At 49.2% G+C, this 14,401-nt stretch carries 12 protein-coding genes and 1 riboswitch; all 12 genes read right to left on the reverse strand.

Annotated elements, in window-relative coordinates:
* Window positions 1-42: 42 nt before the first annotated feature.
* The 12 genes from rbsB to NST29_RS16975 all read right to left on the reverse strand — a co-directional run bounded on the left by rbsB (window position 43) and on the right by NST29_RS16975 (window position 14,394).
* Window positions 43-978: a ribose ABC transporter substrate-binding protein RbsB gene (gene rbsB, locus NST29_RS16920; RefSeq protein WP_033021787.1), complete on the reverse strand. Its 936-nt coding sequence runs from the start codon at window positions 976-978 to the stop codon at window positions 43-45.
* Between the two features lie 32 nt (window positions 979-1,010).
* A complete protein-coding gene (rbsC, locus tag NST29_RS16925) occupies window positions 1,011-1,955 on the reverse strand; it encodes a ribose ABC transporter permease (RefSeq protein WP_033021786.1) in 945 nt (314 codons plus the stop codon).
* Window positions 1,952-3,445, reverse strand: a complete 1,494-nt coding sequence (locus NST29_RS16930) for a sugar ABC transporter ATP-binding protein (protein WP_033021784.1) — start codon at window positions 3,443-3,445, stop codon at window positions 1,952-1,954. Before NST29_RS16930 ends, rbsC begins: the two co-directional genes overlap by 4 nt.
* A gap of 33 nt (window positions 3,446-3,478) precedes the next feature.
* The gene (gene rbsD / locus NST29_RS16935) at window positions 3,479-3,877 is read right to left on the reverse strand and encodes a D-ribose pyranase (RefSeq protein ID WP_033021781.1); all 399 of its coding nucleotides are present in this window, start codon (window positions 3,875-3,877) and stop codon (window positions 3,479-3,481) included.
* Window positions 3,874-4,770 carry a ribokinase gene (gene rbsK, locus NST29_RS16940; protein ID WP_033021779.1) on the reverse strand — a complete coding sequence of 299 codons (897 nt, stop codon included), beginning with the start codon at window positions 4,768-4,770 and terminating at the stop codon, window positions 3,874-3,876. The genes rbsD and rbsK overlap by 4 nt, the downstream gene beginning before the upstream one ends.
* On the reverse strand, window positions 4,767-5,756 hold the full coding sequence (locus NST29_RS16945) for a LacI family DNA-binding transcriptional regulator (protein WP_033021776.1): 990 nt from the start codon (window positions 5,754-5,756) through the stop codon (window positions 4,767-4,769). Before NST29_RS16945 ends, rbsK begins: the two co-directional genes overlap by 4 nt.
* Before the next feature lie 524 nt (window positions 5,757-6,280).
* Window positions 6,281-7,405 carry a KdpD-like non-kinase potassium sensor gene (kdpDN, locus tag NST29_RS16950; RefSeq protein ID WP_033021774.1) on the reverse strand — a complete coding sequence of 375 codons (1,125 nt, stop codon included), beginning with the start codon at window positions 7,403-7,405 and terminating at the stop codon, window positions 6,281-6,283.
* Window positions 7,395-7,973: a potassium-transporting ATPase subunit KdpC gene (gene kdpC, locus NST29_RS16955; RefSeq protein ID WP_033021772.1), complete on the reverse strand. Its 579-nt coding sequence runs from the start codon at window positions 7,971-7,973 to the stop codon at window positions 7,395-7,397. Before kdpC ends, kdpDN begins: the two co-directional genes overlap by 11 nt.
* A gap of 21 nt (window positions 7,974-7,994) precedes the next feature.
* Window positions 7,995-10,028 (reverse strand): potassium-transporting ATPase subunit KdpB, encoded by a 2,034-nt coding sequence (gene kdpB / locus NST29_RS16960; RefSeq protein WP_339232485.1) that lies wholly within the window; start codon window positions 10,026-10,028, stop codon window positions 7,995-7,997.
* A 15-nt stretch (window positions 10,029-10,043) separates the two neighbouring features.
* Window positions 10,044-11,726, reverse strand: a complete 1,683-nt coding sequence (gene kdpA / locus NST29_RS16965) for a potassium-transporting ATPase subunit KdpA (RefSeq protein WP_051962588.1) — start codon at window positions 11,724-11,726, stop codon at window positions 10,044-10,046.
* Between the two features lie 522 nt (window positions 11,727-12,248).
* Window positions 12,249-12,415: riboswitch (cyclic di-AMP (ydaO/yuaA leader) on the reverse strand.
* A 309-nt stretch (window positions 12,416-12,724) separates the two neighbouring features.
* Window positions 12,725-14,197, reverse strand: a complete 1,473-nt coding sequence (locus tag NST29_RS16970) for a sodium:solute symporter (RefSeq protein WP_033021766.1) — start codon at window positions 14,195-14,197, stop codon at window positions 12,725-12,727.
* On the reverse strand, window positions 14,194-14,394 hold the full coding sequence (locus tag NST29_RS16975) for a DUF3311 domain-containing protein (RefSeq protein WP_033021764.1): 201 nt from the start codon (window positions 14,392-14,394) through the stop codon (window positions 14,194-14,196). The genes NST29_RS16970 and NST29_RS16975 overlap by 4 nt, the downstream gene beginning before the upstream one ends.
* Window positions 14,395-14,401 lie beyond the last annotated feature (7 nt).

The raw sequence follows: 14,401 nt of genomic DNA on the forward strand, positions 1-14,401 counted from the left end.
CGAGCCTTGATGCTCAACCAACACCGCAGATCCAATGGCATGTTATTGCCGGTGAACTAATTCAAGCGGAACCGGGATGAATGGTTCCACTTTCTCCCCTTTGTGAACGCGAATGGCGGCTTCCACAGCTTTTTCGCCAATTAATGCCGGTTTTTGCGCGACCGTGGCTGCCATTTTGCCTTCTTTCACCGCTTTGACCGCATCATCCGTGGCGTCGAATCCAACCACCATCACGTTGTTCATTCCATGGGCTTGCAACGCTTCCAATGCCCCTAAGGCCATCTCGTCATTATGGGCAAAGACCGCTTGAATGTCTTTATGGCTTTGCAAAATGTTTTCCATGACCGACAGTCCTTTCGCCCGGTCAAAATCTGCCGCCTGTTTGGCGACGACCTTCATATTGGCCGCTTTGTCGATGACTTGGTGAAATCCTTCTCCACGTTCACGAGCCGCCGAAGAACCAGGAATCCCTTCTAATTCCACTATGTTTCCACCGTTTTTCAAGTGATCGACAAGAAATTGGGCTGCCATTTTCCCTCCAGCCACATTGTCGGAGGCGATATGGGTGACCACTTTCCCGCCATCCGCGCTGCGGTCAACGGTAATCACTGGAATGTTGGCGCTGTTCGCCGATTCAATCGCCGAAACCACGGCGCTAGCGTCCGTCGAGTTGACCAAAAGCACATCGACCTTCTGCTGGATCAAGTCTTCAATATCGTTGATTTGTTTCGCCGAATCATTTTGGGCATCAACCACAATCAGTTCTGCCCCTTTGTCCTTGGCGGCTTTTTCAGCCCCTTCTTTTAATGTGACAAAGAACGGGTTGTTCAAGGTGGAAATGGACAAACCGATTTTGACTTCTCCGTCCTGTTTCGTTTTCCCTTGGCCGCTCGATGCGTTGTTCTGTTCGAGCGAACATCCACCCAACACGCCTCCCGCAAGCAACAATGCTGCCAATAACCCCACTGCTTTTCTCATTTTGATTCCCCCTTGTTTTTTGATCAAATCTATCATGCTTCTTTGCGGCGATCGAGCAAGACCGCAAGAAGAATGACCGCTCCTTTAATGACCTGTTGATAAAAGGAAGATACATTGAGTAAATTTAAACCATTGTTTAACACACCGATCATGAGTGCTCCCACCAATGTGCCAAAAATCCATCCTTTTCCTCCCGATAAGCTGGTACCGCCTAAGACAACCGCGGCAATGGCATCCAACTCGTACGCTGTTCCTGCCGTCGGCTGCGCTGAATTCAAACGGGAAGTTAAAATGAGCCCCGCCAAAGCAGATAACGCCCCTGTTAGCGCATACACATACATTTTCAGCCGGTCCACGCGAAGTCCTGATAGACGGCTCGCTTCTTCGTTCCCGCCAATCGCGTACGTATGGCGGCCAAACGTTGTCTTTTTCAATGCGATATACAAAACGAGATAGACGACGAGCATCAAGATGATCGGCACGGGGATGCCGAAGAAATAACCGCGGCCCATCATCTGAAACAGGATGTCACTAGATGCAAACCCTGTAACGGGACGTCCGTCCGTGTAAACGAGAGTCAAGCCGCGAAACGCCGTCATGGTCGCCAACGTAGCGATAAACGGAGCGACCTTACCTTTGGTGATCAGCACTCCATTCAAGACGCCCATGGCCGTGCCAGCTAACAAGCCGACGAATATGGCGACAAATCCATTGATCCCTTGCGCCATCATTCCCGCTGTTATGGCGCTTGATAGCGCTAACACAGAACCCACCGATAAATCGATGCCTCCCGTTAAAATGACAAACGTCATGCCAAAGGCAATGAGCGCGTTAATCGATACTTGCCGCAACAGATTGAGCCAGTTGTCCATCGTCAAAAAGTCATCACTCAATACGGAAAGCACCATGCATAGCAGAACCAATCCGATCAAAGGCCCTAGTTTTTTCACATCCCATTTCCGCTTTGCTTCCATCATCGATTCCCCCCTGTCGCCGCCCGCATGATCGTTTCTTGATCCAGCCCATCGTTCTCCAAGACCGCCTGAACGTTTCCTTCATGAATCACCATAACACGGTCACTCATGCCTAATACTTCTGGCAATTCGGAAGAGACCATCACGATCGCGACACCTTGAGCAGCCAGTTCATTGATGATTTCGTAAATCTCTTTCTTTGCCCCCACATCCACGCCGCGAGTAGGTTCATCCAAAATGAGGATGCGGGGGTTCATCGCCAGCCACTTTCCGAAAACAACTTTTTGTTGATTTCCACCGCTCAATGCTTTTACCGCTAAATCAGGCGAAGAAGTTTTAATATTCAGCAGATGGATGAATGACAACACCACGTCCCGTTCTTTCGATGACTGGATGAATCCTGCTGTCGCCAATTGTTCCAATTTCGGCAACGTCAAATTCTCATGAACACTCATCTCGAGAACGAGCCCTTTTTGCTTTCGGTCTTCGGTAATCATGGCGATGCCATGTTCTACAGCTTGACGCGGAGAGCGGATGCGCACAGGGCGTCCGTCGATATAAATGTCTCCTTCATCGAATGGTCTGGCGCCGAAAATGGCTTCCATGATCTCTGTTCGCCCTGATCCCATCAATCCTGCAACACCAAGCACTTCACCAGCCCGCACGGAAAACGATACGTTTTCAAACACTCCGATTTTCGTGAGTCGTTCCACACGCAATCGCTCTTCTCCGATGGTGACACGCCGCTTTGGAAAGCGCTCCCCGATTTGCCGGCCGACCATCATTTGCACAATTTCATCAACGTTCGTTTCCTTGACTCGTTTTGTGCCGATGAACTGGCCATCACGCAAAACGGAAATCCGATCGCAAATCGTAAAAATTTCTTCCATCCGATGAGAAATGTACACAATCGCGATCCCTTGCTCCTTCAAGGTTTGAATGACGGAAAACAAGGCCTGAATTTCCCGTTCCGTGAGCGCCGCTGTCGGTTCATCCATAATGAGGCACTTGGCGTTCGTCGAAATCGCCCTAGCAATCTCGATCATCTGCTGTTTCCCGACCGATAACCGGCCGGCGAGCTCTCTCGGGTTCAGGTCCATTCCTAATCTCCGTAAATGGGCAGCGGCCTGTTGTTCCATTTCTTTATAACGAATGACACCCGTTCGCCCGATTTTCGGCTCGCGCCCAAGGAAAATATTTTCCGCCACCGTCAACGTTGGAATGATGTTCAACTCTTGATGAATCACGACAATCCCGTCGCGTTCCGCCTCTTTCGGATGGCGGTAATGCACGTCCCGCCCGTTGACAACAATCGTTCCCCCATCCCGATCATAAATGCCGGTCAGCACTTTAATCAGCGTCGATTTCCCCGCACCATTTTCCCCCATCAACGCATGCACTTCTCCAGGGAGCACTTCAAAATCAACGCCATTCAAAACGATATTGGTGCCAAACGACTTTTGGATCGATCGCATGTCAATTAAGGGCCTCATAGTTTCTGCCCTCCTTTTCTTTCAGACATTTTCCTATGAAAAGTTCACACCAGAACGAAGAATGATATTGGCATAAGGAGTGGCTTCCCCTGTACGAATGACTGCCTTCGCTTCCTTCGTCATGACCTTGAATTCTTCATGAGGGACAAATTGAATCGGCACCTCTCTCATTCTAGCTTTAATGCTTTCGTACATGTCTGGATTTTGGGTTTTGATTTCCTCCGCTAATACGATTCTTTCCACGACCAACTCATCGATGACCGCATCCAAGACGGACAAAAAAGGTGGAACCCCTTTGACAACAGCTAAGTCAATGCGCGCCTCTTCGTTTGGAATCGGCAGCCCGCAATCAGCAATCACGATCGTATCGGTGTGTCCTAGCGAGGCAAGCAATGTGCTCAGCTGTTTATTTAAAATCCCTTGTTTTTTCATGACTGACTCCCTTCCTGTTTGGCCAACAATGATTCGACATCCTCCCGTGTCGGCATCCCGGCCTGCGCACCGAGCTTGGTGACCGATAGCGCTGCGGCCGCATTGGCAAACCGGCACGCTTCCGCGAGCGGCTTTCCTTCCGCCAGCGCAACGGCGAGCGCGCCGTTAAACGTATCGCCTGCCCCAGTCGTATCGACAACCGGCACGCGGAAACCCGGGATGAGCTGTTCCTGCCCATCTTGCCAAATGCGCACTCCTTTCGCCCCTTCAGTGACGATCAGTTTATTGACCAACGTGCGCTCGTCCATGCCGGCAAACAACCATGTGCGCTCATGTTCGTTTGGCGTTAGGAAATCGACCTGCTCAAGCACGGACGGCGGCAGCGGCTGCGCCGGAGCGGGGTTGACAATGACCCGCACACCACGGCGATGGGCGAGCGAAACCGCCCGCTCGATGACCGGAATCGGGATTTCCAGCTGCAACAGGCAAACATCGCTTTGCGCAATGACCGATTCGTACTTGTCGAGGTCCTCTGGAGGTAAGGCGTGATTCGCTCCGGGCACAACGATAATGCGGTTATCTTGTTCGGAAATGGTAATCGACGCAATGCCGGTATGTTGATGTGTAACCGGTTTCACACCGTCGACAGAAATCCCTTCGCTTTGCAGGGAGCGAAGGAGCTCCCTGCCGAATGCGTCCTCACCAACCGCACCAATCATTCGCACGTCGGCGCCAAGACGGGCGGCCGCCACCGCCTGGTTCGCTCCCTTGCCTCCGGGAGTGGTGAGAAACCGCTCGCCCAAGATGGTCTCCCCTTGGTTTGGAAACCGTGTCGCCACGGTGACTAAGTCCATGTTGATACTACCAATCACAGTAATGACAGGCTTGTTCACGTTTGTTCCCTCCTTGACGTCGATTGCCGCACCATTAATTGAACCGGAAGCTGATAATGAATTTTTTCCAGTGGCTTTCCTTCGATTTGTTTGATTAAAATTCTGGCCGCGATGGCCCCCATTTCATAAATGGGCTGAGACACCGTCGACAGCTCAGGGGTGGTCATTTCCGTCAACGGGATGCCGTCGTAACCGATAATCGCAATATCATCAGGGACTGTCAATCCGCACTGCTGAACCGCTTTCAACGCACCGACCGCCATCGCGTCATTGCCGGCAAAAATGCCATCGATCTCATGATCGGTCAAAGCAGCCATCACCGCTTCTTTGGCCTGCTTGAGCTGGTAGTTCCCCTGAATCACTAACCGCTGCTCCCAAATCCCCAGTTCCATCATTTCATCTTGGTAACCACGAAAGCGCTCAACCGCGTTGACCACATGCATCGGACCTTGAATATGAGCGATGCGCCGACATCCCATTTCATACAAATGTCTAGTCGCCAACCGCGCACCCCCATAGTTATCAGCGACCACAGACGGATACCGCTCATGGAACGGACGGTCCAGCACAACAATCGGAACATCCCATTCATCCACTTCATCCGGCGTCAATTGGTTCGTTGTCAAAATGACACCGTCCACATATTTTTGTTTTAACACTTCGATGTATTCTCGTTCTTTTTCGGCTTTTTCATCGGAATTGCATAGAATAACCGTATAGTCATAAATATTCATCACATCTTCCACCGCGCGCACGAGTTCCGGAAAGAATGGGTTGGTAATATCGGGGACAATCAAGCCAACCGTTTTCGATGTTTTTTTAAACAGGGCCCTCGCCACTTCACTCGGCTTGTAATTCAGCTCCTTCATCGCCTGTCTGACGCGCTTCTCCGTTTCTTCATTCACGTATCCGTTTTGATTCAACACCCGCGACACGGTGGCGACGGAGACACCTGCACGCTTTGCGACATCACGAATCGTTGCCATTGTCGATTCCTTCTCTTTCGTTGATGTAACCGGTTACAGATAGTATACATGATTTCGGAGAAGCCATCAAGCTTCTCCTATCGTTTTTTTTTGCTCCTAGAAGGCTGGTAAAAAACAACGGATTCGTTGGATTGGTGAGAAATCACAAGGAATGGAATGATGAATTTCCCAGTTTTTTTGAGAAACACGGTTGGAGAGCAGTATTCCCCCTTCAATCACCAGCCTCCTAGAAGGCCGGTGATTGAATAAGAAAGGCCGCACCAAACCATTCTTTCCGTACTTCAGAAATCTAGCAAAATCCCTGTTTATAAAAGGCTGGTGATTTAAGGGAACAGGCCGCTTACCAGCCTTGTTTCTCAAATAGAAAAGCCTTGTCACATCGGTATCGCATTTCACACGTTCCCCCATCGATCAAGAGAGACAACCGTTTTTCACCAGCCTTCTAAGCGAGGACAAAGCTGGGCGAAGCGGATTTTATTGCCCAAAACTGCTTTTGTTCTGCCGTTTCAAATGTCTCCATCCCTTCATCTGTCCGATACGACAAGCACATCGACATGTTTGAGCTGCTTCATAATGACATGAATGAGCGATCCTTTCCAAATTTCTTCCCATCTCGTCCGCGCCGACATCCCCATGACAATTTGTGTAATCTTATATTCTCGACATACATGCACGATTTGATGAGCGACATGCCGCGGGCCGGCTTCCCGAACAAGGAACATGGCACCAAACTGTTTCGCCATCTTTTCCCATTCGGCGATTGCCTTTTCCGGTGACTGCCCTTTTTGCTTAATATGTAAAATGTACAGCTCCGCATTTAATCGTTGAGCAATTCGCCAGCCACGGCGGATCAATTTTTCGGCATTGGGCCGGTAGTTGACGCATACAAGAATTTTTTCATGAATGCCTGTCGGTTCTTCAATCCCTTGCTGTTCCCGTTCTTTCTCCAAACGCATCTCGATGTCGTCGGCGACTTCTCTTAACGTCAGCTCCCGCAAAGCGACAAGATTGCCTTTCCGAAAAAAATGATTGAGGGCCTGCTCAATTTTTTCTTTTCCATATACTTTTCCTTCTTTTATACGCTCACGCAACGCTTCCGGTGTAATGTCGATCACTTCAATCTCATCGGCTTCCCTAAGCATAAAATCGGGGACACGTTCGTTCACCCGAACGTCGGTCACTTGCTCTACAATGTCATGAACGCTTTCCAAATGTTGAATATTCATGGCCGTCCATACATGAATCCCGGCGCGCAAAATGTCCTGCACATCTTGATAACGCTTTTTGTTCTTGCTGCCGGGGGCGTTGGTATGGGCCAACTCATCGACAATCACTACATCCGGATTGCGGCGAATCACCGCGTCAACATCCAATTCCGTCAATTCTTTTCCTTTGTAATGGACTCTCTTGCGAGGAATGATTTCCAAGTCTTTAATTTCCGCTTCGGTCTCAGCCCTCCCATGCGTTTCCACGATTCCGATGACAATATCGACGCCCTTTTCTTTTACATCATGGGCATCCCGCAACATATGAAACGTTTTGCCCACCCCGGGGGCCGCCCCAATATAAATTTTGAGGCGGCCTTTTTTCATTTTCTCAATGTTCTGTAAGATTTCTTCCGGGGTCATTCGTCTATATTTATGATTCATTCCGCTGAGAACGCTCCTCCACTAATTTTTGCACAGCCATATTTAAGCGCACAACGTTCACCCGCGGTTCACCAAATACCCCCAAGGCTCTCCCTTCTATATGCTCTTTGACCAACCGGGTCAACCGCTGTTCGGACAATCCTGTCGCCTTTGCGACCATCGGCACTTGAAACAAGGCGGCTGCCGGGCTAATATGCGGGTCAAGTCCAGAGCCTGAATTGGTAATTAAATCGATGGGAATCTCGTTTTTCTCTTTGCCCGGAACCTTGTTTAACCACTGTTCTGCGTCTTTCTTCATCCGTTCGGCCAGTTCTTTATTGGAAGGCCCGTAATTGGGAGAACCGGACGCGCTAGCATCATACTGAATCGATGACGGGCGGCCGTGAAAATAACCGTCCCGCTGAAACGGCTGGCCAATCAGTTCGGAAGCGACGGGCTTTCCGTTTTCATAAATGATGCTTCCATTCGCTTGATGAGGAAATATCAACTGGGCTAGACCTGTCATGGCCGCAGGGTACCCAAGTCCAAACAAAACTATCATCAACAAAGCAAAACGAATGGCTCTCATGTCCATCTCTCCTCTCTTTGTTTACATAAACAAGCCTAGGACTAAATCAATGACCTTGATGCCAATAAACGGGGCAATCACCCCACCGCCTCCATATATCAACATATTTCTACGCAACAGCTTTTCCGATGACATCGGTCGATAACGAACCCCTTTCATCGCCAACGGAATCAACAGTGGAATGATCAAAGCGTTGAAAATTAACGCCGATAAAATCGCGCTCGCTGGCGAATGCAAATGCAAAATATCGATCGCTTTCATCTGCGGAATGGTGGCGACAAATACCGCTGGCAAAATAGCGAAATATTTGGCGATGTCGTTGGCAATGCTGAAAGTCGTCAACGCGCCTCTGGTCATCAACAACTGTTTTCCGATGGAAATCACTTCGATAATTTTCGTCGGATCCGAGTCAAGATCAATCATATTTGCCGCTTCTTTAGCCGCCATCGTCCCGCTGTTCATAGCTAATCCGACATCGGCCTGCGCCAAGGCGGGGGCATCATTCGTGCCATCCCCTGTCATGGCCACTAAGTTCCCTTTGGCTTGTTCTTCCCGGATCACTCGTATTTTGTCTTCCGGTTTGCTTTCAGCAATAAACTCGTCCACTCCCGCTTCTTTCGCGATCGTCGCGGCGGTCAACGGATTATCTCCTGTGCACATCACCGTTTTGATCCCCATTTTTCTCAATTCTTCAAACCGTTGCCGCATTCCTGGTTTGACCGTATCTTTCAAGTAGATGATCCCTACGATATTTGCTCCGACCGAAACAGCCAAGGGCGTGCCGCCTTGTCTGGCAATTTGTTCGCTTTTTTCCTTCAAATCGCTCGGGATGCGGCCCCCTAGCTGTTTGACGTGATGGGAAATCGCATCAACGGCTCCCTTGCGATACGGAACCCCTTGAATGTTCATGCCGCTCATTCTTGTATCAGCCGAGAACGGAACAAACTCTTCGTGATCATATTTCGCCATCTCCCCCTGCCAGCCCTGTTGCTTCGCTAATTCCAACACCGAGCGCCCTTCCGGCGTTTCGTCCTTTACCGAGGACAACACCGCTGCTTCCCGCACCTGTTCCTCGGTTGCGCCACCGACGGGAATGAACTGAGCGGCCATGCGGTTCCCAAATGTTATCGTTCCTGTCTTATCCAGCACGATCGTTGTCACATCCCCCGCCGCTTCCACAGCTTTTCCGGACATAGCCAGTACATTGAATTGGGTCAGACGATTCATTCCAGCAATGCCGATGGCGGACAATAAGCCGCCGATGGTAGTTGGAATCAAGCAAACGAGCAAAATAATCAACGTAGTCGTCGACAGCTGAATGCCGACATAGCGAGCAATGGGCACCAATGTGACGACGACAATCAAAAAGATGAGCGTAAGAGTCACCAGCAATATGTTCAACGCTAGCTCATTCGGTGTTTTTTGCCTTGACGCTCCTTCAACGAGCGCGATCATTTTATCCAAAAACGACTCGCCCGGATCGGCCGTGATTTTCACTTTGATCCAATCGCTGACGACCTTTGTGCCGCCGGTTACCGAGCTGAAATCCCCTCCGGCTTCTTTGATCACAGGAGCAGATTCCCCAGTGATGGCCGATTCATCGATAGATGCCAGCCCTTCGATAATCTCCCCGTCACCAGGAATAAGATCCCCGGCTTCGACAAGAACGACGTCTCCTTTCCGCAGTTGTGTGGATGGCACCCGTTCTATTTCCCCTTTGGCCCCAATCCGTTTGGCGATCGTGTCGGCCTTCGTTTTCTTGAGCGATTCAGCCTGCGCTTTTCCTCGCCCTTCCGCCAACGCCTCGGCGAAATTGGCGAACAAGATGGTAAACAAAAGAATGAAAAAGACAGCCAATTCGTAGGTCCAGTCCTCTACGCGAAAAAAGCGCGGGAACAACAGCATCAGCAACACCATCAATGTTCCGACTTCGACGACAAACATGACCGGGTTGCGCATCATTACGAAAGGATTGAGCTTTTTGATGCTTTCGATGGCCGCTTCCCGCACAAGCTCAGGATGAAGCAGTGATTGACGCGGATTCTTTTCTCTCATCTTGACATATCCCCCTTAGCGAATGGTTAAATATTCCGCCACCGGCCCTAAGATTAGCACAGGGAAAAACGTAAGCGCGCCAATGATAAATACAGTGGCAAATAAAATCACGCCAAATGTAGCAGTATCTGTACGAAAGGTCCCTGCGGTTTCAGGCACAGGTTGTTTTTTCACCAATGAGCCGGCCACAGCAAGCATCGCTATAATGGAAAGATATCTCCCTAAAAGCATGACCATTCCGGTCGAGATGTTCCAAAAAGGAGTATTGTCCTTCAATCCTTCAAACCCCGATCCATTGTTGGCTGCTGAAGATGTAAATTCATACACGACTTGCGAAATGCCGTGAAAACCGGGGTTGCTAATGGCTTCTGTTCCCATGTGTGTCATGAGCGCAAACGCCGATGGCGCTAAGATGATCAGAGGATGCACTAATAAGGCGACGACGATCAATTTCATCTCCTTCGGTTCGATTTTGCGCCCTAAAAATTCTGGAGTGCGGCCTACCATCAATCCGGATAAAAACACGGCAATCATCGCATACATTAAGATGTTTACAAACCCAACTCCATCGCCGCCAAACACGTTGTTCAACATCATCAGCGCCAGCGGAACAAGCCCGCCGATAGGCGTTAAACTGTCATGCATGTTGTTGACCGAACCGGTCGTGGCTGATGTAGTAATGGCAGTAAACAAACTAGAGAGCGGAATGCCAAATCGCACTTCCTTCCCTTCCATATTTCCCCCATCAGTCGTCAACCCCCATTTGCCAAAAAGAGGATTTCCGGCTTGTTCGGCTTTGTAGACCACTCCTAGCATCAGAATGAACAAAACGAACATCGTCGCAAACAAGACCCACCCTTGTTTGCGCTTTTTCACCGCATAACCGTACGTAAAAGGCAGAGCGGCCGGAATGCACCACATCGATAACATTTCAATGACGTTCGTAAGCGGATGGGGATTTTCGAACGGATGAGATGAGTTCGCGCCGAAAAACCCACCCCCGTTTGTCCCAAGATGCTTGATCGCTTCAAGTGAAGCGACAGGCCCTAACGCCAACGTTTGTACGCCCCCCTCTAGGGTCGAGACAGTCATGCGCGCCGAAAACGTTTGCGGCACCCCAAAAGCCACCAATAAAATCGTGACGACAATCGAGAGCGGAAGCAGTACACGCACATTGGCGCGCACAAAATCTTGATAAAAGTTCCCTATCGTTTTTCCTTTTTGTGATAAAGCGCGAATCAACGCGATGGCGACCGCCAACCCTGTAGCAGCTGATGTAAACATCATCATGGTGATCACAGCCATTTGTGATAAAATGGACAGCCCCGATTCTCCGCTATAATGTTGCAAATTCGTATTCGTCATAAAACTAATTACTGTATTGAACGTAAGAGTGGGCTCCATGTTTTCTGCCTTGCCGCCATTCAGCGGCAAAACATGTTGAACGCGCAATAGACCGTAAGATAGGCCCAATAATATGACATTGACCACCAGCAATGCTGCACCGTACGATTTCCAAGACATTTCTTCTTGCGAACGAAAGCCCGACAATTTGTAAATGACCCTTTCCACCGGTGAAAAAAAGCGATCGATCGCCCCTTTTCTAAAAAACGCCCCATACATATAAGCGCCTAACGGCATCGCAATCACCATTAACAACAAGAAAATGAAGATATATTGCCAAAAGGCGTTCCACATACTTTTTCCTCCTCACACGCAATCACTCATATCCCGAAACTTGATGACGACTTAAAATTTTTCCGGATAAATCAAGGCATAGGTCAAATAAACAAATATTCCGAGTGTCACCACACCTACGATCCAGATCATTGTTCTTCTCCTCCGCTCACGACAGAATCGCACCAACTAGAAAATTCGTAAAAGAGAAGAAAACTGACGACAAGCAGAGCAACCATCATCACATCCCACACAGCCATCCCTCCGCACTGTTCATTATTTCTATCAGTTGCGTGCATTCGCTGATCGATGGGCAAAATATCCTCGATCTTACTGAAACAAGTTAATTCCTTCTCGCCACCCGTCTTTCGCCAAGCAAAAATCCGCTTTGTCGTTCATCAATCGTATGAACGGACTTGATAACCGATTGCTCGCGACGGCCCAACCAAAAACATAAAACAACAAAAATGTAATATTTTTATTGAAAATGAACAAAAAAGCAGTCAGGGGATGCCTGACTGCTTATAGAAAGCCATAGGAAATCCCCCCTCTCTCAACACGCTTACGAGGTTAGCTGACGGATTCGGGTGATGAGAGTCACCCTACCAGTTCAGAGAAAAACGCCCCGAACTGGATTCACCCCATGTGACACACTTGCCACGATTGGTTCCCCCGCTCCGATATAAAATCGGACTCAGCGATCCATATAGGGAATAAATGGTGAATGATTCAATTTGAGGCTCATTATACTCCTGCCATTCAAAGTTGTCAAAACGCCAAAAACCGTTCTTTTTTAGCAAATAGAAGCAAAAACACATACAGAAAGCGATTACATATTCGTTTTTTGCATCCTTTCCTATAATTTTCTCCGTTTTGCTCTTATTTTCATTTTTTCTCAACGCGCTAATCTCTCTAGGAGGCCGGTGATTTAAGGGGTATTCAAACCAAAAGGAAGGCAACGGAATCCGAGGCCTTCCTTCGTCTCTTACACATATCATCCCTATTCAAGCGATAACGCTTTACATCACTTGTTTTCTTTCGTTCGTACTCACCGTATGAAACGGAATCCAACTAACAACAACGGTAACAACCATATTAATGATCAACGCGACAATGCCAACGTTTAAGTCTTGCACCGCTTGCGGCAGCGATGGGAACAACGTGCCGACGCTGCTGCCGGATAACGTAATGTACGCAACCGTCGCGACGCCAGCCAAAATGCCCGCAAACGCTCCTTGCTTCGTGACAAAGTTTTGCTTCCACAAGCTGAACAAAAACGATGGGAACAATTGCGTCACGAGACTGTATCCCATAAGTAGCAGCGCCACGATCGTATCGCCGCCTCGAAACGTAACGTACAACGAAACAAGGGCGATGACCGGAACGAGATATTTCGCCAACTTGGCGACTTGCTCGTCCGTTGCGGACGGCGCAAACACTTGATACACATTTTTCACAAGCAACGTCGATGCAGTCATCAAAATCATCGACCCCGGCACCATGGCGGTGAGCAGCCCGGCAGCACCGATCAATCCCACCACCCATGGATCAAATGTTTTCACTGATAATTTCAACAAAGCCAAATCCGCATCTGAACCTTCGAGACCCGGCACTTGCAAAATAGCCGTAAAACCGACGAAAAACACAAATAGTAAGATTAACTGATAAATCGGCAGAACAATGGCATTTTTCCGAAAAACGTTGGCGCTTTTTGCCGAATAAATCGAGCCGAACGTATGAGGCCACATATAAAAACCAAGCGCCGTCAACAACACGGTTGAGATGAACCATGAGACGCTCATCCCTTTGTCTGGCAATGCTAAAAATCCAGGTTTCGCCTGCTCGACCGCCTCAAACATCGGCTGAATGCCACCGTAATAGTGGAACGGAAGATAGATCCCTAAAAAGACGGCCACGACCAAAATCATGATATCTTTCACAACCGCCGTCCATGCCGAACCGTGAATGCCTGAAATCATTACGTAGATCGTTACCGCCAGCACACCGATCCAGATCGCAGCAGTCGGGGAAATCGTGCCGTAAGAAGCTTGGGACACGATAATACCGAGTCCTTTCAATTGCAGCACCAAGTACGGAATGAGCGCCACAACCCCCACAAGCGCCACGAGAACGCCGAGCATCGGGCTATCATACTTACGAGCGAAGAAATCGGATTGGGACATCAATCGATGTTCTTTCGCATACTTCCATACGTTCGGCATCATCCAATACGATAGTACATAGGCTAGGCAGCCGTAAGCGATGATGTAGAACGTCGGACCGCCCTTGCCGTAGGCCCAACCGCTCCCGCCAAGGAAGGTAAACGTTGTGTAAATCTCGCCGGCCATCAAGAGAAACACAAACATCGTACCAAACCCGCGGCCGCCGACGGTCCATTGTTCCAAATTCATATCTTTCCCTTTGCGCGCCTGTAGACCTAAATAAAGGGAAAGCAACAAGAACGCAAAAATAATGACTAACGCTGCATTCATGTTTGCTCATCCTCCTTCACCGCGGGATCAAAGCGATACACAATCGCCATAATGACCGACGTAGCGATCACCCAGGCAACTAGCCAAAAGAGAAGTAACGGCATTCCGAACACGTAAGGTTCGACCTTGTTCACAAATGGGATGCCGCCAAGCATGCCAACAAACGGCAGCACCATCAGCCAACGGATAGACTTCATTCTCTCT

It is taken from the genome of Geobacillus sp. FSL W8-0026 (genome assembly GCF_037966255.1).
Lineage (GTDB): Bacteria > Bacillota > Bacilli > Bacillales > Anoxybacillaceae > Geobacillus > Geobacillus icigianus.